The sequence below is a fragment of the Massilia timonae genome (assembly GCF_001866515.1).
In the GTDB taxonomy this organism is placed as follows: domain Bacteria; phylum Pseudomonadota; class Gammaproteobacteria; order Burkholderiales; family Burkholderiaceae_D; genus Telluria; species Telluria timonae.
Genome location: NZ_JRYB01000001.1, coordinates 1,029,810 through 1,050,480, shown reverse-complemented (window position 1 = coordinate 1,050,480; position 20,671 = coordinate 1,029,810). Strand labels below are relative to the sequence as shown.

The window sequence follows — 20,671 nt, the reverse complement described above, 5'->3', positions numbered from 1 at the left end:
CCTTACGTTACGATGGAAAAGTTGCGCTGCACAAATTGCATTATGGCAATCAACCTTGGTGGTGAATCGGATGCTCATCGATGGCAGGCAGTTAGCACCAGACACGACACTGCAGACCGACGTCTGCATCGTCGGCACCGGCATGGGGGCGATTTCCGCGGCCCAGCCCCTGGTGCGCGCCGGACGCGACGTGCTGTTCGTCGAAACCGGGCCAATGACCGCGTCGCGCCGCGATCCGCCCGCGGTGCGCATCGAAAGCGTCGGCCGTCCGTTCGGCATTTCGACCAGTCGCGGGCTCGAAGTGGGCGGCGGCACCGCGTTCTGGCATGGCGTGTGCGCGCCGCTCGACGACGAGGATTTTCTCGAGCGCCCCTGGATTGCCCACAGCGGCTGGGCCATCACGCGCGGCGATCTCGATCCCTGGTATGCGCTGGCGCTGGACTTCCTGTGCGGCGGCCAGGACATGCCGCAGGACACTGCGGGCCACCACGGCGGCATGGCGCTCGGGATGGGCAATATGCTGGCTTCCAAGGCTTACCGTTACCGCTCGCCGCCGTTCAGGGGCAAGCCGATCCTGCGCGAATGGTGCCGCAACGGCATGGCGCGCTGCGTGTACAACGGCACCGCGCTGCAACTGCGGCAAAGGCATGGACGCACGCATGTCCTGGTCGTGGGCAGCGGCGCGCACCGGATCGAGGTCCGGGCCAACCGCTTCGTGATCGCGGCCGGCGCGCTCGAGACGCCGCGCCTCTTGCTCAACTCACTCGGCCAGCATGGCATGGCGCAGCCGCCGTCCTGGTGGCTCGGGCGCAACCTGATCGACCATCCGGCCGGCTACCTGTCGCAAGTCACGTTCCGCCAGCCGCTCGGCGGCAAGCCGAAGGCGCGCGCCGGGAGGGGCAAGGAAGACATCCGGGTCTTCCCGGGGCTCATGCTCAAGCACGAATTCCAGCAGACCCACCGCCTGCCCAACCACGCGGTGTTCATCCGCAAGGGCATCAACCGGCGCCCGGTGCCGAACAGGGCGGTGATGTCCTTCCTCGGCGTGCGCGGGCCGCGCGACATCGGCCTGTCGCACGTGGCGTCGCTGGTGCGCCACCCCTACATCCTGTGGCGCATCGCGCACCAGAAGCTGCCGCTGGGCCTGCGCTCGCACCATGGCGACCTGTTCTTCATGACCGAGCAGCTGCCCAACCCGCACAGCCAGGTCAGCCTGTCCGAGCACGAGCGTGACCGCTACGGCATGCCGATCGCGCGCGTGCACTGGCATCTCAGCAAGCAGGACATCGAGATGTTCACGCAGTACCACGAGCTGCTGATGGCCGGCTTTCGCCGGCACGGCGACGTGAGCGGCTGCCGGGCCGACCCGATGACGGGCTGGCGCGATACCTGCGCCTCCGCCGCCCACCACCTCGGCACGGCGCGCATGGCGACGACGCCGCAACACGGCGTCGTCGACCCCGACCTGAAAGTATTCGGTTTCGAGAATGTGTGGGTGAGCGACGGCTCGGTGTTTCCGACCGCCGGCAGCGTCAATCCGTCGCTGACGATTTGCGCGCTCGGTCAGCGGCTCGGCAACCATTTGGCCGCATTGCGCTGATGGCGCGCCGCCGCTAGCCTGCGATCAAGGCGTCCCAGCCGCGCATGGCCATCCGCGCCACCGCCTCCAGTTCGGCGCGGCTGGCGCCGTCGCGCGCGTGGAGCGACATCCCGTTCTGGACGACCTGCACGAAGCGGGCGAGCGCGTCCAGGTCGACCGAGGCCGGGATCTCGCCGTTCGCGGAGCCCTGTTCGAGGCGGGTCCTGACGACCGTGCGCGGCGCGGCGCGCGCGGCGCGCGTCTGCTCGCACAGTTCCTGGTGGCCCGCGGCGCCGATCACCGACAGGGTCGCCATGCAGCCGAGCGGGACGTCTTCGATGTCGCCGGTCAGGAAGGCGGCGGAATCCATCAGCCATGCCTGGACCGCGTCGCGCGCGGTCGCGGCCTCGAGGAAGTTCTTCCAGCCCCAGGCATAGGTGGCGCCGTAATGGTTCAGGGCCTCGACGAACAACGCCTCCTTGGAGCCGAAGGCCGCGTACAGGCTGGGCGAAGCGATGCCCATCGCGGTGGTGAGGTCGGCGAGCGACGTGGCCTCGTAGCCCTTTTGCCAGAACAGTCGCATGGCCTTCGACAAAGCGGCCTCGCGGTCGAAGGCGCGCGGCCGGCCGCGGGCGCGCGTCGGCGGGCGCGCATTCCCGGCCGCTGCGGCCGCTTCGTCGTGGAGGGGATGGTCGGGCGTTTGCATCGCGCACAGTATATGTCCGGCCGCGGGTCGGGACAACGCCGCACGCCGTTTCCTCATATATGTGTCGATCACCACAAAAATCAATTGACAGCGCGCCGGCCGGGCCTCTACTATTTCTGTATCGATCAACACAGAAAGGGAGTGTCATGAATAACTTGCAAGGGAAGCGCGCCATCGTGACCGGCGCATCGCGCGGCATCGGCGCCGCAATCGCCATCGAACTGGCGCAGCAGGGCGCCGACGTGGCGATCACCTACGAGCGTTCGGCCGAGCGGGCCCAGGAAGTCGTGCGCACCATCGAAGGCCACGGCCGCAAGGCGATCGCGATCCAGGCCGACAGCGCCGACCCGGCGGCGATCCGGCGCGCGGTCGACGAGGCGGCGCGGGTGCTGGGCGGCCTGGACATCCTGGTCAACAACGCCGCCATCGCCCGCTATGCGCCGATCGCCGACATCGCCGTGGAGGATATCGACGCCTTGCTGGACGTGAACGTGCGCGGTCCGATCCTGGCGGCGCAGGCCGCCATCCCGCACCTGGGCCAGGGCGGCCGCATCGTCACCATCGGCTCGGCCGGCGCCGACCGCATCGTGGGCGAAGGGGCCACCGTGTATTTCCTGACCAAGGCCGCGCTCAAGACCTTCACCAGCGGCCTGGCGCGCGAACTGGGGCCACGCGACATCACGGTCAACCTGGTGCAGCCGGGCTCGACCGACACGGACATGAACCCGGCCAACGGCGACTTCGCCGAATTCCAGAAGTCGCTGATCCCGCTGGGACGCTTCGGCGCGCCGCGCGACGTGGCGACGGCGGTCGCCTTCCTGGCCAGCCCGGCGGCGCGCCAGATCACCGGCGCCGTCCTCACCGTCGACGGCGGCGCGATTACCTGACGCTCCCCTGGCCGGTACGGTGGCGCCGTGCAGCGCCGGCCGTGCCCGCGCTACACTAGCGGTATGCCATCCGCACCACTCCTTCTTCCGCGTCGCCGCCGGCTGCTGCCGGTCGCGCTGGTGGTATTGCTGCACTGGATCGTGTTGAGCGTGCTGCTCGACGTGAACCTGTCGCTCCCGCGCCAGGCCGGGGGGGAGGGCGGACCGGCAACCCTGATGGCGCAAGTCCTGCCGGCCGCCGCGCCGCTGCCTCCGCCGCCGCCCGCGCCGCTGCCGGTGCCCGATTCAGGACCGCCGCCCCTGCCCGTGATTCCCCCTCTGCCGGTCGAACTCGGGCTGCCCGCGCAGGCTGGCGACATCAGCCCGGACAATCACGCCGCCGCGGCCGATGGCGTGCCCGGAGGCGCCGGCGTCGAGCCGGTGGCGGCGCCTGCAGCGCCGGCGCCGGCGAAAACGGCCGCGCCCGCGCCTCCCGCTCCGGAAACGCCGGCGCCAGCGGCCGCGCCGACCGCCCCGGCGGCGCCGGAGGTGCGCCGCTACACGATCGACATGCCGCCTCCGGCCACGATCACGCTGGACGTCGCGCGTACCGACAAGGACGGCGCCGAATGGTCGGGCGAGGCCATGCTGGCCTGGCAACTGAACGACGACACCTACAAGATCCAGGTCGAGGCCGGCATCCGGATGGTATTTACGCGGGTCAACCTGGTGGTCTTGCACAGCGAGGGCGCGGTGGCCGCCACCGGCTTCGCGCCGATCAGGATGACGGAAAAGCGGCGCGGCCGCTCGCTCACGGCCACCCATTTCGACTGGGGCGAAAACAAACTGACCTTCTCGGCGTCGCAGGCGGTCTATCCGCTGGCGCCCGGCGCCCAGGACAAGGCCAGCATCCCGTTGCAGCTGTCGGCGATCGCGCGCGGCGGCGCCAAACAATTAAACGGCGATATCGACATCCTTGTCGGCGAAGACCGCGACGCCAGCGTTTACCGGTTCAGGGTGGTGGGGCAGGAAGAGATCGATACCAGGCTCGGCAAGCTGCAAACCTGGCGCCTGACGCGCCCGCCGCAGCCCGGCTCCTACAAGTCGACACTCGACATCTGGCTGGCCCCGCAACACGGCTGGTATCCGGTGCGGATTCGCAATACGGAAGCCAATGGAGCAGTAACCACGCAAACAGTGAATAATATCGTCTTGAACCATTCAGGATTTTGATATGCTTCTAGACAACATTCGAAAAGTCGGCGTGGCGTGCACGCTGGCGCTCGCCCTGGGCAGTGCAGGCGCCCAGACCGCCAACCCAGCGCATCCTGCCGTCAAGCGCGCCTTCGAATTGCCGCCCTCGGCCGACCTGCACTATGACCTGAGCGCGCGCCAGCGCGGCCTGTCGCTCAAGGGCGACGCCACCGTCGCCTGGCGCGCCGGCGACGGCAAATACGACCTGCGGGTCGAATCGCGCGTGGCGATCCTCGGCACCCTGCTCGACAACCGCAGCCAGGGCGCCATCGACGAATTCGGCCTGGCGCCGGTGGAATTTTCCGAAAAGCGCCTGCGCAAGGACCCGACCTCGATCACCTTCGACCGTGGCGAAAAAGTCATGAGTTTCTCCGAAGGCGACAAGACCTATCCGCTCAAGGGCGGCGAGCAGGACCGCGTATCGATCACCTGGCAGCTGGCGGCCGTCGCGCGCGCCGCCGGCGACAAGTTCAAGCCGGGCTCGGAATGGCCGTTCTTCGTGGCCGGCCGCAGCAGCGCCGAAGCCTGGACCTTCAAGGTGGTCAAGCGCGAGAAGGTGAAGACCGGGCTGGGCCAGGTCGACGCCGTGCTGGTCAGCCGCGAGGCGCTGCCGGGCAGCCGCGACCAGAGCATCGAGGTGTGGCTGGCGCCCGCGCACGAATGGTATCCGGTCAAGATCCGTTTCACGGGAGGCGACAAGGAAACCATCGAGCAGACGCTCAAAAGCATTGCCAAGCCATAAGACACACTGTGTCTTTCCCGCAATTGTCGGCCCCCGGTCGGGGCCGGCAATCGTCAATCGCCCAGTCCAGCCTGTTATACTGACGCCCCCGCGAAGCCGGTCGGGCCTGTAAGTACGTGCATGACAATATTGTCAATATTGGCAGCGCAGGCCCGTCTCGACCGCGCACGAGAGACTGGTAACAACGATGATCGATCCCCTTGCCGGCGCGGCCCTCGCTGCCGACTCCCCGGCTTTAGCGCCGGAACTTGATCCGCTGCAAGCACACTTCCAGGAAGGCGTCGCTCCCGACGAAATCGAGCAAGTCTTCCACCTCAAGCGTGCCCAGCCGATGCTGTCGGCCTTCACGGCCCTGTTCCACGGCACCCAGGACGGCGTGCTGGTGCGCCTGCTCGTCTTGCGCGAACTGGCCGGCGACACCGCCACTTCGGCGTTCTCGCGCGCCGACATCAACCAGAAGCTGGCCTACCTGATCCCCGAGAGCCTGGAGACGGTGCTCAACCGCCTGCGCGGCCACGGCCTGCTGGCCTGGGACGCCCCGGCTGCCGTCTACCGCATCACGCCGCTGGCGCGCAATGTCCTGTCCGCGCTCGAGACCCTGCTGGCGCTGGGCAAGCCGGAAGACGACGACGCCGAGATGGGCTTCCTGCTGTCGCAGGTGGCCGGCGCCCAGGCGGTCGGCGGCGTGACCGTCGACCAGCTGAAGCACCTGCTGGGCCGCCTGATCGAGCTGACCGAGGAATTCCGCGACGCGATCGCCTCCGGCTCCGAGTTCCGCCTGCGCACCTCGCAGGCCAAGTGGCATATGGCCTGCGACTGGGTGGAGAAGGGCTCGGTCATCCTGCGCGCCATCACCTCGGACGAACGCGCCGATTCCGCCACCCATCGCGCGGCCCAGGCCATCGGCCGGGCCCAGAGCGCGCTGCTCAATATGCAGGGCATGTTCTCGCGGGCGCTGAACCAGATCGAGCGCCAGCGCGTGCACCTGGGCCAGTCCGGCCTGTCGACCACCGACGTCAAGCGCTGGCTGCTGGCCCATGAAGACCTGGCGAGCCTGGCCTCGGATGCGATCGACCGCCCGGTGACGCCGCTGTTCGCCACCCCGGCCGAGATGATCGACGTGGCCGAGACCGAGCTCCTGGCCGAGCGCGTGATCTCGACCGGCCCGAAAGGCCTGCCGAGCGGCCAGGATGCGCCGCTGACGATCAACGACAACCCGGCCATGATGGTCGAGCTGAACGACTGGATCAACAAGCTGGCCGACTTCGCCAACCTGGGTAACTTCCCCGAGTTTTCGGAAGTCGGCCCCCGTCGGGTGCAGCTGCATGAATCGCTGCTGCCGGCCAGCTTCGCCCTGGCGTCCTACCGCGCCTCGCTGCTGCCGCTGCTGGGCGACGCGGCCGAGGCCAGCCTGCAGGGCGCGACCGCCGACCTGGCGCGCCTGCCGCTCGCCTTCGAGGCCCAGGACCAGATGATCGAACTCGACGACCCCGAAGTGGCGGCCATGTCGCTCGCGACCCTCTCCCTCAATCTAGATCTACCTTCGGACGGCACGCCCACATGAATGACGATGCACAAATCCTGATCGCGCGCCTGCTGACGCACCAGACCCTGCGCCGCGACGACAAGATGGTCAAGCGCGCGCTGTCGGACGACCAGTTCCGCGCCGAAGTCGACAAGCGCCTGCTCGAATCGGGCCTCAAACTGCTCGATAACGTGTATGCCGACCACGTGACCGTGGCCCTGCACCGCAACGTCGAGCCGAAGATCTTCGGCGCCAAGGACATCTGGCAGAACAACAACTTCGGCCTGACCCGCGACGGCGTGGCCCTGCTGGTGGTGCTGTGGGCCCAGATCATCCTGCCCAAGCGCGAGCGCCAGGAAACCCACACCACGGTGGACGACGACCAGAACGACATGTTCGAGAAGGAGACGCCGATCCCGCGCGCCGAAGACGCGTCGATCGGCATCTCGTACACCGCGCTGCTGTCGGACTTCGGCGACAAACTCGGCAAGAAGACCCGCATGGACATGAACCTGGGCGTGCTGTCCAAGCTGGGCTTCATCGAACGGCGCGGCGACGTGATCCTGGAAGGCCCGCTGCTGGACCTGATGATGGACACCGACGTGCTCAAGGAGCGCATCATCAACGGCGCGCTGTCCGAAGTCTTCAAGCGCGCGCCGCTGGCCGCCGCTCCGCGCAAGGTGGCCGTCGACGCCGAAGCCGCCAACGATGCGGTGGCGGTCGAGCAGCCGGATGCCACTGACGACGCAACCGATACCCCGAACTGAGATAGCCGATGTTCCATATTAAATCACTTGAACTGGTCCACTGGGATTACTGGCAGCGGATCAAGAACATCCCGCTGGACGCCAAGATCATCACGATCGCCGGCCAGAACGGCTCGGGCAAGACCACGCTGCTCGACGCGATGCGCACCCTGTTCGGCCTCGATTGCTCGATGGGGCGCACCTATAAGCACTATGCGCGCCACTCGGGCCAGCAAAGCGCCTGGCTGCGCGCCGTGGTCGACAACAAGCCGATCGGGCGCCAGCTGTCGAACCGGCCGTTCCGCCATTCGGGCTTCTTCTCGGACGACGAGGTGACCTTGTTCTGCCAAGTGCAGAAGAACGGCGGCGACTGGAAGCGCCAGTACCTGATGCGCCCGGGGAACGTCGAGATCGAGGAAGTGACCGAAGCCACCGACTGGCTGGGCGTCGAGAACTACCGCAAACGCCTGGCCTCGGCCGGCCTGTCGCCGGCGATGTCGAAGGTGCTGGCGCTGGAGCAGGGCGAGACCGACAAGCTGTGCGAGTACGCGCCGCGCCAGTTGCTGGACCTGGTGTTCCAGGTCTTCGGCGACAAGGAAGTGCTGGACGCCTACGACGAAGCCAAGCGCCACCAGCGCGACACCGAGGTCGAACTGAAGCGCTTCGAGACCGAACTCGAGACCTCGCGCACCAACCTCGAGGGCTTGCGCCTGCGCGTGGCCAACCACCACCAGTGGTCCGACCTGAACAAGGAAAAGCGCGAGCTGCAGGAAGAAGTGCTGCCGGCGCTGCAATACCACGAGGCGCGCGAAAAGGCCGCCAACAACAGCCGCATGCTGCGCGAGGCGAAGAAGCCGCTGGTGCAGGCCGACGGCCAACTGGCCGAGAAGCGCAGCCAGCTGGCGGCGCAGCAGCGCGCGCTCACCGAGGCGCAGAAGCAGGAAACCGAACTGGAGCTTGAAGCCGGCCAGCTGGCCAAGCGCCTGTCCGAGGTGAACACGCGCCTCAAACCCCTGGAAAGCCTGCTCGAGCAGCGCGACCGCCTGCAGAAGCTGGCGGCGGACGCCGGCGCCGACATCGCCGAAGTGGCGAAGCAGCTCGAAGAGAAAGAAGCCGAGCTGGCGCGCCAGAAGAGCGCGCGCGAAGCCGTGTCGAGCAAGATCGCGGGCGAGATGGCGACCATCTCGGCGCTGCAGGGCAAGACCTCGATGCCGGAGCCGGAAGCGCAGCGCCTGATGCGCCGCGCGCTGCGCGACGAAGGCATCGCCCACGCCATGCTGTCGGACATCGTCGAAGTGACCGATCCGAAGTGGCAGGGCGCGGTCGAGGGCGTGCTGGGCGGCTATGCCTCGGTGGTGCTGCTGGAGAACGCGAAAGATGCGCCGGCGGCCTACCGCCTGGCCGAGAAGGAACGCTATCGCCACTTCATCGTGCCCGACTGCGTCAACGCGCCGGTGGTGAAGGACGACAGCCTGCTGTCGGTGGTGCGCTTCTCCAGTAAAGCGCCAGGCTGGCTGATCGACCAGCTGGAACGCATCGAGCGCGTCGACTCGGTCGACGAAGGCTTCAAGAGCCGTTCGGACGAATGGATCACGCCGGACGCCTACCACCGCGAACGCCGCGGCGGCCGCTCGCTGTTCGTCGAGGCCTCGCGTTACCGCTTCGGCGCGGCCGGCAAGACCCAGCGCCTGGAAGCGATCCAGAAACTGATGCCGGCGCTGGAAAAGCGCGAAGACGAGCTGACCCTCGCCATCTCGAAGCTGGCCGCCGAAGTGGGCGGCCTGAAGGCGCGCATCGCCGGCGTCGACGCCGCCAAAGAGCTGTCGGCGCGCCAGGAAGAGTTCGAAGAAGCCGCGCGCGCGATTGCGCCGCTCAAGACCGAGCGCCTGGAAGTCGGCGCGCGCCTGGGCGAGCTGCAGACCCTGAGCAAGAACGCCACGGTGGCGCGCACCCGCGCCGACACCGTGTGGCAGAACGCGCGCATGGCGCTGTCGGAAGCCGAAGCCGGCATGCGCCTGAACCATCGCCGCCAGATCGAGCAGCGCAGCGAGCACGCCAAGGCGCTGCTGGAACTGCGCCGCGGCTGGCGCGCGGTGCCGGTCACCTGGAAGAACCCCAACTGGCGTGGTGACCTGGTGGCCAAGCACCAGAACGCGCACCAGGTCAACCTGCGCCTCGGTTCGCTCGAGCATTCGCTGGCGCGCGAGGACTGGGAACTGGATCCGACCGTCATCGACCAGTACGCGCGCCTGCACGAGCAGCTGGAAAGCCGCCAGAGCGAGACCGAGGAGCGCCGCTACCAGAACAACCGCGCGATCGAGGCCACCGGCAATGCGCGCGGCGCCTACATCGAGCGCCTGCGCTACACGATCAAGACCTATACCAAGAACATCCGCGAACTGGGTTCGCTGGCCGGCATCGACGTGCAAGCCGACCCGGTGCGGCTGGAGAACGACGACGTGCAGCTGGCCCAGGCCGGCCTGCACGTGCGCTTCAAGTTCGACGGCAAGGACCAGATCGGGATGAACGACGGCGAAGCGTCGGGCGGCCAGCAGGTGATGAAGTCGCTGGTCTTGCTGATCGGCCTGTTGAAATCGGAAGAAGGCTCGGGCGGCTTCGTGTTCATCGACGAACCGTTCGCCCACCTGGATATTCGCAACATCCAGCTGGTCGGCGAGTTCCTGAAGAACACCGACGCCCAGTACCTGATGACGACGCCGCTGACGCACAACACCGACGTCTACGATCCTTCGGAACTCACGCTCATCACGAGCAAGAAGAAGAAGGACATGCAGTGGGCGCAGCCGATCTTCGTGCTGCAGCGAAGGAAGGACGAGGCGAAGGCCGCATAAACAAGAAAGGGGCCATCGGCCCCTTTCTCGTTGCATCGTCCTTGGCGCATCGTCCTGGTTGGATCATCACACCTGGTCGATCGCCTTGCGCACCCGGCGCCGCCAGCGCAGCAGCGCCGCCGAGTAGTAACCGAAGTAACCGGCCGTGATCCCCACGCACAGCATGGTGAGCGGGCTGTCGGTCAGGCGTGGGGTAGGGATGCCCTTGCCCTGGTTGGCATACACCTCGATGCCGATGTACAGCAGGCGCGCCACCAGGATCATGGCCATCACCAGTCCCAGGCGCGCGGGCGGCGTGAAGAAGTAACCCTGCGGGGTTTCCTCGAACCGGGTCAGCTTCAGTCCCCAGACCGCGTAGCCGATGCCGCCGCCGGCGCCGACCAGCAGCGCCGCCAGGTTGTAGGGCGTGTCGAACAGCTGCGCCAGCGGCACCAGGATCATCGCGCCGAATACCAGCACGCCGGTGTAGTGGCGCGAGACGATCGAGCGCTGGCGCTGCATCTGCGTCTTGATGCGGCTGTAGATGCGCCACACCAGCAGCGGGGTCAGGACGAGCAGGGCCAGGGTGGTGATCGAAAATTCCATGTGCGGCGCGAAGGCTGGGTTCGGGAAAAACCGCATTGTAGCCCACTGCCGGCGCGCGCCGCGCCGCCGGGCCGCATGATAAGGTAGCCCGAACCGCATTCCAGCAAGGAGACGCATCATGCACGCCGCCCCTCATGCCGTCCATCGCCTCACCCGGATGCCGCCCTACGCGCCCATCCACGCCCACCGCGCGCCCGACCCGGCGCCGATCGAGGAACCGATGCCCGAGCCCTTCGACACCCCGCACCCGCACCACCAGCCGGTGCACCTGCCGCACGACGAAGAACCGGTGCCCGATCCCAAGCCGAGCTGAGTCGGAGCGCGCCCGGGATGAGCGTGCTACCATGAAGCAATAGTTGCACTCTCTTCCCGACGTAATGAAACACCGACTCTTCCTGTTCGACCTCGACGATACCCTGCTCGATTTCCGCGCCTCCGAACAGCGCTCGTTCATGCGCACCATGGATCAACTGGGCGTGCGCGAGCAGGTCGGCGCCTTGTTCCAGCAATACCAGGCGACCAATCTCGCGCTGTGGCGCCTGTTTGAACAAGGCGCCGTCACCAAGGATTTCCTCAAGGTCGAGCGCTTCCGCAAGACCTTCGCGGACAACGGCATCGAGATCGATCCGCAGCGCGCCAGCGACCTGTACGTGGAATCGCTGGCCGACACCGTGGTGCTGGTCGACGGCGCCGCCCAGCTGTGCGACACCCTGGCCGGCATCGGCGAAGTGGGCATCATCACCAACGGCGCCCACCAGATCCAGCACCGCCGCATCGCCAGCTCGGGGCTGCAGCCCCACCTGTCCTTCGTCGCCACCTCCGAAGCCTGCGGCTTCGCCAAGCCCGACAGCCGCTTCTTCGAGTTCACCAGCAAGATGGCGCGCAGCTTCGCCAGGCACGAAACCGTGATCGTCGGCGACCGCCTGGACGCCGACATCCTCGGCGCCAACCGTTTCGGCATCGAGAGCTGCTGGTTCAATCCCGGCCGCCTGGCCAACGACTCGCAGGCGATCCCGAGCTGCGAGGTCGCCAGCCTGCACGATATCGTCGCCTCATTGCGCGGCCTGGCCGCCTGAACTCAGTGCCCGGCGACGGCCGGGCCCGAGCGCGCGCCCGGCCGGAAGCCATGCGTCCTGCTCGACCACGCGATTGCAAACCCGATGGCCGCCAGCAATGCGGTCGACCACGGGAAGGAGGCGGCGCCCCAGCGGTCGAGCAATAAGCCGCCGAGCAGGCCGCCGCCCGCGATCGCGCCATTCCAGGCCACCACGTTCATCGACAAGGCCACGTCGGCGCCATCGCCCGCGGCGTCGGCCAGCGCCGTTTGCAGCAGGGTGGCCGCGCCGCCGAAGCTCAGGCCCCACGCGGCCACGCCCGCGTACACTGCCAGCGGCAGCGCCGACAGCCAGGCGAACAGCAGGGACAGGATGGCGAAGCCGCCCAGGCTGGCCAGGACGGTGGCGCGCAGGTGGCTGTCCACCAGCCGGCCGGCGATCCAGATCCCGCCCAGCGCGGCGACGCCGAAGACCAGCAGGACCACGTCCACGCGCCCGGCCAGCCCGGCCTGGGCCGCGAAAGGCGCGATATAGGTGTACAGGATGTTATGCGCCAGCATCCACGCGATCACGGTCGCCAGTACCGGCCGCACGCCGGGCGTCGTGAACACCTTGCGCAGCGGCAGGCGCTGCCGGTCGGCCTGGCCGGGGTAGTCGGGCACCTTGGCCACCACCCATGCCACCAGCACCACGCACAGCGCCGACATGAGGCCGAACGCCGTGCGCCAGCCGACCGCGCCGCCGAGCCAGGCGCCGAGCGGCACGCCGAGCGACAGCGCGATCGGCGTGCCGACCATGGCGATGGCCATGGCTTGCCCCTGCTGGTGGACGGCGACCATCCGGCGCGCGTAGCCGGCCAGCAGGCTCCAGGCGAGACCCGCGGCCATCCCGGCGCAGAAGCGCGCCGCCAGGGTGAGCGTGAAATCGGACGACAGCGCGGTCAGCGTATTGAAGACCAGGAAGCCGACGATGGTCAGCAGCAGGACGCTGCGGCGGCGCCAGCCGCGGGTGGCGATGGTGAGCGGAATGGCGGCCAGCACCGAACCGAGGGCATAGGCGGTGACGGTCTGCCCCGCCATCGAAGTGCTCACGCCGAGACCCTGGGCGACCAGCGGCAACAGGCCGGCCGGCAGGGTTTCGGTGGCGATGCAGATGAATCCGGTCATGGCCAGGGCCAGCAGCGCCGCGACCGGCAGGCTGCCGGCGCGGGTGGCCGGGCGAGGTGAGTGTATTGCTTCCATCAGGACTCCTGTCGAGGAAAGCCAGCCAGGATGGCCGGCCACTTATGTATCGATTGGTATAAATGTAAGTCGGACAAGATGAGCTTGTCAACGACTTTTGTACCGATTAGTATTGAAGTTGAATGCAAAGGAGAACGACATGGCGACCATGGGCCGTCCGCGACAATTCGACCGCAACGCTGCGGTCACGACCGCGATGCACCTGTTCTGGGAGCACGGGTACGAATCGACCTCGCTGAGCCAGTTGAAGGCCGGCCTGGGCATTTCGGCGCCGAGCTTCTACGCCGCCTTCGCGTCGAAGGAAGCGCTGTTCCAGGAGGCGGTGACGTGCTATCTCGCATCCCATGGGCGGGTGACCGAATGCCTGTGGAATGCCGACCTCGAACCGCGCGCCGCCATCGAACTGGCGCTCAGGCGCTCGGCGGCGATGCAGTGCGAGGCGGGCCACCCGAAAGGATGCATGGTCTCGCTGGGCGTGATGAGCGCGAGCGGCGCCGGAAACGCCGGGGTGACGGCCGCCCTTGGCGCCTCGCGCGCGCGAACGCGCGCCGGCATCCTGGCCTGCGTCGAGCGCGGCATCGCGAACGGGCAGCTCGCGCCCGCGACCGACCCGCAGGCATTGGCCACGGTGTTCGACAGTTTCCTGACCGGCCTGTCGACGCTGGCGCGCGACGGCGCCACGCACGCGGCGCTGGACGCGGCCATCGGCCAGGTGATGAGGTTATGGGACGCGGCGTCGCGCTAGCGCGGGCGCCGCTTCATTCCGCCAGGCCGCCGTCGACCCGGTTGCGGCCCGCATGCTTGGCGTCGTACAGATGCCGGTCGGCGTGTGCGATGAGCTCTCCCGGGTCGGCATCGCCGCCGGAAGCCCGGACCAGCACGGCGGCGCCGATGCTGGCCGTGACGACGCCGGCCGGCGAGTCCTGGTGCGGCAGTTGCAGGGCCTGGATCTCATGGCGCAGCCGTTCCGCCACCGCCATCGCGCCGGCCAGTTCGGTATCCGGCAGGATCACCGCGAATTCCTCGCCGCCGTAGCGTGCCGGCAGGTCGCGGTTGCGGTTGACCTGGGCCGCCAGGATGCGGGCCACCTCGCGCAGGCAGGCGTCGCCGGCCGGATGGCCGTAGCGGTCATTGAATTTCTTGAAGTAGTCCACATCCAGCAGCAGCAGGGCGGTCGGGGTGCCGGCGAGCCGCGCATGGCGCAGCTCGTGCGCGAGCACGTCGTCGAAGCGGCGCCGGTTGGCCAGCCGCGTCAGCTTGTCGGTATGCGCCAGCTCCTGCAGGCCGAGATTGTCGCGCCGCAGGTCTTGCGAATAGGCGCGCAGCTTCTGGTCGAGCCGGTCGCGGATGATGAATTGCCGGATCAGCTTGCGGGCGAAGACGGCGAACGTGGCGGCGATCAGGAGCACCGCCGCGCCGATCAGCAGGCTCGCCCGTTTCCAGGGGCCGAGCAGCTCGGCCTTGGTCTGGCCGACGGCGATCACGAAGGCGAAGTCGTCGACCCGCCGGTAACTGTACAGCCGCTCGATATTGTCGATCCGGGCGACCAGGAAGTCCGAGCCGACCGCGTTCTCCTTGACGGCCTTGAACACCACGCCGCCCGCCAGGTTGGTGCCGATCAGCTTGTCGTCGAAAGGGCGGCGGTAGACCACCGTGCCGTCTTCCAGCGCCAGCAGCACCGTGCCGGTCTTGCCGACGTCCAGTTCGTCGTAGATGCGTTCGAAGAAATTCACCTTCAGGGTCACCAGCGCCACGCCGGCGAAGCTGCCGTCGGGGTGGTCGATGCGGCGCGAGATCGGTAGCACCCAGACCCCGGTGGAGCGGCTCCTGACCGGATGACCCACGTAGATCTTGCGGCTGGCATGGGTGCGGTGGTATTCGAAATAGGCGCGGTCCGAATTGTCGCCCTGGCGCGTGCCGGTCAGCGAAGACGCGAGCCAGCGGCCGTCGGCGGCGAACACGAAGATCCCGTGCAGCTCGGGCGTGGTCCTGGTCAGCACGACCAGGTGGGCTTGCAGCCGCTTCAGCGCGGCCGCGTCGGTGCCGTCGTGCTCCACCCGTTCGACCACGTTCGCCAGGGCCATGGTGGTGGCCTTCATCGCGGTCTCGACCTGGACGCCGACCATGCGCGCCACGTTCGAGGTCGCCACTTCGGTCTGTTGGATCTGCGTGTGCCGCGACGACCAGATGAACCAGGCCGCGAACGCGACCAGCAGGCTGCAGCCCAGGGCGGTGGCCGCCACCACCAGGCGCACGACCGGGCGCCGCTTGCCGCTCAGGCGTTCGACGTGGTTATCCAGGCTGTCGGTGGAAGAATTCAATGCGCCTCGCCAAAACAGGGTTGCGATGCATAAGGTAGCAATGCTGTCCAAAAATTGTGCCATTAGAAAGAAAATCCTGTCGCCGGACTGCGCCGGCGCGCCCCCGCTTGCCTGATCCTGCGCAGTTGTTGCCTTTTCTTTTCGTGCGGCTCGTGTGAGCGGGACGCTTGGTCTACATTCCCGGCAATACCCCATTCCACACAGAAGGAGTTCGCCATGACGACCGGCCCCGATCCATCCATCCCGACTGCCCATGGCGCACAGGTCAACCGGCGCGAGTTCGTGCTGTCGGTGCTGTCGGTGGCCGCGGCGAGCGGTGCCGCCAACGCCGCCCCGGCCCAGGCCCAGCCTGCGGATGCCGCGCCGGAAGTCCACGCCGGCGGCGTGCCGCTCAGCTTCGTGGTCAACGGCCAGCAGCGCGCGCTGACGGTCGACCCCAGGACGTCGGCGCTCGACCTGTTGCGCGAGCGGCTGGCGCTCACCGGCGCCAAGAAGGGCTGCGACCATGGCCAGTGCGGCGCCTGCACCATCCACGTCGACGGCCGCCGCGTCGTGGCGTGCCTGACGCCGGCGCTGCAGCTCGAGGGCCGCCGGGTCGACACCATCGAGGGCCTGCAGCGGCCCGACGGCAGCCTGCACCCGATGCAGCAAGCCTTCATCGACCACGACGCCCTGCAGTGCGGTTACTGCACCCCGGGCCAGATCATGGCGGCGATCGCCTGCGTGCGCGAGGGTAACGCGGGTTCGCCGGAACGCATCAAGGAGTATATGAGCGGCAACCTGTGCCGCTGCGGCGCCTACAACGGCATCGTGGCCGCCATCGGCCAGGTCGCCGGCGAGATGGGAAAGGCATGAGCCATGCGTGAATTCACCCTGATCCGCGCGCGCTCGCCCGAGCAGGCCGTGCAAGCCATGGCCGCCTATCCGGAAGCGCGCCTGATGGCCGGCGGCACCACCCTGTATGACCTGATGAAGCTCGGCGTCGAGCGTCCGCCCGCCATCGTCGACATCAACGCGATCGAACAATTGCGCGCCTTCGACACGTCCGGCGCGCGCGAGCTGGTGTTCGGCAGCCTGGCGCGCATGAGCGACGTGGCGGCCGACGCGCGCCTGGTCAAGGAGTATCCGGCGCTGTCCGAATCGCTGTGGCGCGCGGCCTCGCAGCAGCTGCGCAATATGGCCAGCCTGGGCGGCAACGTGCTGCAGCGCACGCGCTGCGCCTATTTCCGCGGCGGCGAACCGTTCGCCTGCAACAAGCGGGCGCCGGGCAGCGGCTGCGCGGCGCTTGGCGGCATCGACCGCGGCCATGCCCTGCTGGGCACCAGTCCGAGCTGCATCGCCACCTATCCCGGCGACTTCGCCGTCGCGCTGGTTGCCTTCGACGCCGTGCTCGACGTGCTGGGCCCGGACGGCGTGCGCAGCATCCCGATCGAGGCGCTGCACCGGCTGCCGGGCGACCGGCCCGACCTCGAGACCACCCTGGCGCCGGGCGAGATCATCACCCGCATCCGGGTGCCGGTCACGCCGCTCGGGCGCGCCTCGACCTATCACAAGATCCGCGACCGCGAATCGTATGCCTTCGCCCTCAGTTCCGCCGCCGTGGCGCTGACGATGGACGGCAAGCGGGTCGTGCAGGCCCGCATCGCGCTCGGCGGCGTCGCCACCAAGCCGTGGCGCGCGCACCTGGCCGAGCAGGGCCTGGCCGGCCGCGAACTCACGGTCGAGACGGCGCTGGCGGCCGGCTTCGCCGCCTTCGCGGACGCCAGGGCCGGACACCACAATGCTTTTCGCATCGAGCTCGGCGCCCGCACGGTGGCCGACGCCCTGTTGACCGCCGCACAAAGGATTTGACATGAGCATGAATATGAATGAGTCCGTTTTCCCCAACCAGCCGCGCATCGACGCGCGCGACAAGGTCCGCGGCGCCGCGCTGTACGCGGCCGACCAGGCGCTGCCCGGCATGCTGCATGCGGCGCTGGCGGTGTCCACCATCAACCGCGGCGAAGTGCGCTCCATCGATACCCGGGCCGCGCGTGAGGTAGGGGGCGTGCGGCTGGTGCTGACCCATGCCGACATGGGCGAGTACAAGCCGGCCGGCCACGTGCTGGGCGGCGGCTTTGCCTTCCAGAGCATGCAGCCGATGCTGGAGTCAGGAATCGCGTATCGGGGCCAGCCGATCGCGCTGGTGGTGGCCGATACGCTGGAAGCGGCGCTCGAAGCGGCCTCGCTGATCCGGGCGAAGTATGAAGAACAGCCATTCCAGGTGACGCTGGACGCGCCGGCCAGGGACATCGTGCCGCAACAGGGCTCGCCGCTGCCGCAGCAGATGTTCGCCGACAAGGTGGCGGGCGACGCCGACGCCGCCTTCGCCGGCGCGGCCCACAAGCTCGATGCCGAGTACCTGCACCCGCCCCAGCACCAGAACCCGATCGAGCTGGTGTCGACCGTGGCCGAATGGCGCAAGGGCACGCTGGTGATCCACGAGGGCACGCAGAACAGCGGGGCGATCCGCCACGGGCTGGCGCGCCAGTTGAACCTCGATCCGGCGCGCATCGACGTGATCTCGCCGCAGTGCGGCGGCGGCTTCGGCCTCAAGAACTCGCTGCAGATGCAGACGCTGCTGGCGGCGGTGGCGGCGTGCAAGCTCGGCCAGCCGGTCAAGCTGGTGGTGCCGCGCAGCCAGCTGTTCCACGACGCCAGCTTCCGCCCGGCCAGCCGCCACCGCATCCAGCTGGGCGCCGATACCTCCGGCAAGATTCTGGCGGCGATCCACGAAGCCGACCAGCAGACCTCGCGCCACGACCTGTTCCCTGCCTCGTACGCCGACATGAGCGCGCGCCTGTATGGCATACCGAATTTCCGCGGGCGCGAGCGGCTGGTGCGCACCGACGTGCAGACGCCGGGCTATATGCGCGCGCCGTTCGAGCAGCCGGCGTCGTTCGCCTTCGAATCGGCGGTGGATGAACTGGCGCTGCAGCTTGGCATCGATCCGGTGGAGCTCAGGCTGCGCAACGATACGCAGGCCGACGCGCTCACCGGCAAGCCGCTGTCCTCGCGCTTCATGGCCGAATGCCTGCGCGAAGGCGCGCGCCGTTTCGGCTGGAGCCGGCGCGACCCACGCCCGGCCTCGATGAAGGCGGCCGATGGCGCCGCCATCGGCTGGGGCGTGGCCTGCGGCGCCTACAAGGCCGCGACCAGTCCGGCGATCGCGCGCATCGCCGCCTCCCGCGACGGCCGCATCCTGTTCACGGTGGCCGGCCATGAGATGGGGCAGGGGATGCGCACCGCGATCGCCAATGTGCTGGCGCGCCGGCTCCGGGTCGATCCGCAGGCGCTGGTGATCCAGATCGGCGACACGCGCGGCGCGCCGCAGCACCTGACCGCCGGCTCCTGGGGCACGGCCAGCGTGGCGCCGGCGGCGGACGAAGCCGCGCAGGCGCTGCTGGACGCGTTGGCGCAGCTGGCGCCTGGCCATGATGCAGCTTTGAAGCCGGCCGAGGTGCTGGCGCTGGCGCAGCGCGAGCGCATCGAGGCCGAGGTGCGGCGCAAGGCGCCGGGCCAGCCGGACGCCGTCTACGGCCGCCTGCAGGGCGGCATGCCGGCGCCGGCGGGGCCGGTGTATCCGGACTTCGTGTCGATGAGCTATGCGGCCCACTTCGTCGAGGTGAGCGTGGAGCCGGTGACGCGCCGCATCCGCGTGCCGCGCGTGGTGAGCATGATCGATTGCGGCCGCGTGGTGAGCCCGGTGACGGCCGACAGCCAGGTGCGCGGCGGCGTGGTGTGGGGCATCGGCGCCGCCCTGCGCGAAATCAGCGAGGTCGACCCGCGCTATGGCGGCTTTCTCAATGCCGACCTGGCCGAGTACGTGCTGCCGGTGCATGCCGACATCGGGCACATCGACGTGGGCTTCATCGACCGGCCCGACCCGCTGCTCAATGCGAGCGGCGTGAAGGGACTGGGCGAGGTGGCGATGGTGGGCGTGGCGGCGGCGATCGCCAATGCGGTGCATCACGCGACCGGCAAACGCATCCGCCGGCTGCCGATCCGGATCGAAGATGTTCTTTAAGCCGCGAGTTCCGGCGCCGCAACGGTGGCCGGACGCCGCGCATCGCGCCGCGGCGGCGCGCCGAACAGGCGCGCATACTCACGCGTGAACTGCGAACTGCTTTCGTAGCCGACCTCGTACGCCGCCTTGTTGGCGGTGACGCCCTCGTACAGCATCAGGCGCCGCGCCTCGATCAGGCGCAGGCGCTTCTGGTACTGCACCGGCGTGAGCGAGGTGTAGTCCTTGAAGTGCTTGTGGAAGGCCGACAGGCTCATCGACGCGGCCCCCGCCAGTTCCTCGACCCGCAGCTTCTGGCGGTATGAAAGGCGCAGCAGCGCCACCGCGCGGTTCAGCCGCACCGGATGCGCCTCCGGCGCCATGGACGCGCGCAACTGCCCGCCATGCGCGCCGTTGAGCAGCCAGAAATGCAGCTCGCGCATCAGGCCGGGATGCAGGATGGCCACCGCCTCGGGATGCGCGACCAGGTGCATCAGGCGGCGCGCGCAATCGAGGATCGCCGCATCGACATCCTGGACCAGCAGTGTCGCCGCCGGGTCGGGCGGGCTTGGCCTGTTCTTGCGCATCTGGTCGGCCAGTTCGGACAGCAGGGCCATGTCGAGTTCGATCGCCAGCGCGATATACGGACGCTCCCTGGAGGCGCTCACCACCTGGCCCGTCACCGGCAGGTCGGCGCTGACGATGATCGCCTGGCCTTCGGCGCACAGCTTCTCCTGGCGCCCGGCCAGCAAATGCTTTTCGCCCTGCAGCACGAGGCAGACCAGCGGCCGGTAGGTCGATTCGAGCTTGTCGCCCGGCTGGTCGAGGCACATCATGCGCAGGCCCGGGATGGACGTGAGCGCCAGGCCGTCGCGGTTGGCGTGGGCGCGGGCGTAGGCGGCCACGGCGTCGAGTAATTCCTGGTTCATGACCAATAGTGTGTCGCCGGTTGGCGTGGCTGTCCAGTGGAACGTGGCGCTGCGCGGTGAAGGCGAGGGGTATCCTCGTCCACCGGGCACGGCAGTCAATTCATGACGTGGATTCATAAGCCCAGTCAAATTCAGGCTCGTTTTCGACATGAATTTGCGACTACCATGCTTCCCTGACAAATCGCGTTACACACGCACGATCACTACTCGACACTGACGGAAAACTTC

At 68.3% G+C, this 20,671-nt stretch carries 18 protein-coding genes; 13 read left to right on the top strand and 5 right to left on the bottom strand.

The genetic code is table 11. The features are described from left to right. Window positions 1-70 precede the first annotated feature (70 nt). Window positions 71-1,600 (top strand): GMC oxidoreductase, encoded by a 1,530-nt coding sequence (locus LO55_RS04635; RefSeq protein WP_071360626.1) that lies wholly within the window; start codon window positions 71-73, stop codon window positions 1,598-1,600. A gap of 13 nt (window positions 1,601-1,613) precedes the next feature. Here LO55_RS04635 and LO55_RS04630 read toward each other — a convergent pair whose 3' ends face one another. Continuing rightward, complete coding sequence (locus tag LO55_RS04630) at window positions 1,614-2,285, bottom strand: TetR/AcrR family transcriptional regulator (RefSeq protein ID WP_071360625.1); 672 nt, start codon at window positions 2,283-2,285, stop codon at window positions 1,614-1,616. Between the two features lie 146 nt (window positions 2,286-2,431). Here LO55_RS04630 and LO55_RS04625 point away from each other — a divergent pair, with 146 nt between their 5' ends. The 6 genes from LO55_RS04625 (at window position 2,432) to LO55_RS04600 (ending at window position 10,270) form a co-directional block, all read left to right on the top strand. Beyond that, complete coding sequence (locus LO55_RS04625; protein ID WP_071360624.1) at window positions 2,432-3,172, top strand: SDR family NAD(P)-dependent oxidoreductase; 741 nt, start codon at window positions 2,432-2,434, stop codon at window positions 3,170-3,172. A 63-nt stretch (window positions 3,173-3,235) separates the two neighbouring features. After that, window positions 3,236-4,384 carry a DUF3108 domain-containing protein gene (locus tag LO55_RS04620; protein ID WP_071360623.1) on the top strand — a complete coding sequence of 383 codons (1,149 nt, stop codon included), beginning with the start codon at window positions 3,236-3,238 and terminating at the stop codon, window positions 4,382-4,384. A 1-nt stretch (window position 4,385) separates the two neighbouring features. Then, entirely contained in the window at window positions 4,386-5,147 is a 762-nt protein-coding gene (locus tag LO55_RS04615; protein WP_071360622.1) for a DUF3108 domain-containing protein, read from the top strand. A gap of 187 nt (window positions 5,148-5,334) precedes the next feature. Continuing rightward, a complete protein-coding gene (locus LO55_RS04610) occupies window positions 5,335-6,711 on the top strand; it encodes a hypothetical protein (protein WP_071360621.1) in 1,377 nt (458 codons plus the stop codon). Continuing rightward, on the top strand, window positions 6,708-7,439 hold the full coding sequence (locus LO55_RS04605; protein WP_005663123.1) for a hypothetical protein: 732 nt from the start codon (window positions 6,708-6,710) through the stop codon (window positions 7,437-7,439). The genes LO55_RS04610 and LO55_RS04605 overlap by 4 nt, the downstream gene beginning before the upstream one ends. 8 nt (window positions 7,440-7,447) lie before the next feature. After that, entirely contained in the window at window positions 7,448-10,270 is a 2,823-nt protein-coding gene (locus LO55_RS04600; RefSeq protein WP_071360620.1) for an ATP-binding protein, read from the top strand. Between the two features lie 66 nt (window positions 10,271-10,336). Here LO55_RS04600 and LO55_RS04595 read toward each other — a convergent pair whose 3' ends face one another. Beyond that, window positions 10,337-10,855 carry a CcdC protein domain-containing protein gene (locus tag LO55_RS04595; protein WP_005663121.1) on the bottom strand — a complete coding sequence of 173 codons (519 nt, stop codon included), beginning with the start codon at window positions 10,853-10,855 and terminating at the stop codon, window positions 10,337-10,339. Window positions 10,856-10,973: 118 nt separating this feature from the next. Between LO55_RS04595 and LO55_RS04590 the strand changes: the two genes are divergently transcribed. Both LO55_RS04590 and LO55_RS04585 read left to right on the top strand, forming a co-directional pair. Next, on the top strand, window positions 10,974-11,168 hold the full coding sequence (locus LO55_RS04590; RefSeq protein WP_071360619.1) for a hypothetical protein: 195 nt from the start codon (window positions 10,974-10,976) through the stop codon (window positions 11,166-11,168). 64 nt (window positions 11,169-11,232) lie between these two features. Then, window positions 11,233-11,931, top strand: a complete 699-nt coding sequence (locus LO55_RS04585) for a YjjG family noncanonical pyrimidine nucleotidase (protein ID WP_071360618.1) — start codon at window positions 11,233-11,235, stop codon at window positions 11,929-11,931. A gap of 2 nt (window positions 11,932-11,933) precedes the next feature. On the opposite strand, the gene LO55_RS04580 is transcribed toward LO55_RS04585, so the two are convergent. Further along, entirely contained in the window at window positions 11,934-13,151 is a 1,218-nt protein-coding gene (locus LO55_RS04580) for an MFS transporter (RefSeq protein WP_071360617.1), read from the bottom strand. 139 nt (window positions 13,152-13,290) lie between these two features. On the opposite strand from LO55_RS04580, the gene LO55_RS04575 reads away from it, so the two are divergent. Beyond that, a complete protein-coding gene (locus tag LO55_RS04575; RefSeq protein WP_071360616.1) occupies window positions 13,291-13,896 on the top strand; it encodes a TetR/AcrR family transcriptional regulator in 606 nt (201 codons plus the stop codon). A gap of 13 nt (window positions 13,897-13,909) precedes the next feature. On the opposite strand, the gene LO55_RS04570 is transcribed toward LO55_RS04575, so the two are convergent. Beyond that, entirely contained in the window at window positions 13,910-15,472 is a 1,563-nt protein-coding gene (locus LO55_RS04570; RefSeq protein ID WP_083415170.1) for a GGDEF domain-containing protein, read from the bottom strand. A 216-nt stretch (window positions 15,473-15,688) separates the two neighbouring features. On the opposite strand from LO55_RS04570, the gene LO55_RS04565 reads away from it, so the two are divergent. From LO55_RS04565 to LO55_RS04555, 3 genes are read left to right on the top strand one after another with little or no spacing between them, the layout of a single operon-like run. Then, a complete protein-coding gene (locus LO55_RS04565; RefSeq protein ID WP_071360615.1) occupies window positions 15,689-16,327 on the top strand; it encodes a (2Fe-2S)-binding protein in 639 nt (212 codons plus the stop codon). 3 nt (window positions 16,328-16,330) lie between these two features. Beyond that, window positions 16,331-17,323 (top strand): FAD binding domain-containing protein, encoded by a 993-nt coding sequence (locus LO55_RS04560; protein WP_071360614.1) that lies wholly within the window; start codon window positions 16,331-16,333, stop codon window positions 17,321-17,323. A 13-nt stretch (window positions 17,324-17,336) separates the two neighbouring features. Beyond that, a complete protein-coding gene (locus LO55_RS04555; protein ID WP_229410068.1) occupies window positions 17,337-19,538 on the top strand; it encodes a xanthine dehydrogenase family protein molybdopterin-binding subunit in 2,202 nt (733 codons plus the stop codon). Here the strand turns inward: LO55_RS04555 and LO55_RS04550 are convergent. After that, complete coding sequence (locus tag LO55_RS04550; protein WP_071360612.1) at window positions 19,535-20,443, bottom strand: AraC family transcriptional regulator; 909 nt, start codon at window positions 20,441-20,443, stop codon at window positions 19,535-19,537. The two genes, LO55_RS04555 and LO55_RS04550, sit on opposite strands and share 4 nt — an antisense overlap. Between the last annotated feature and the right edge of the window lie 228 nt (window positions 20,444-20,671).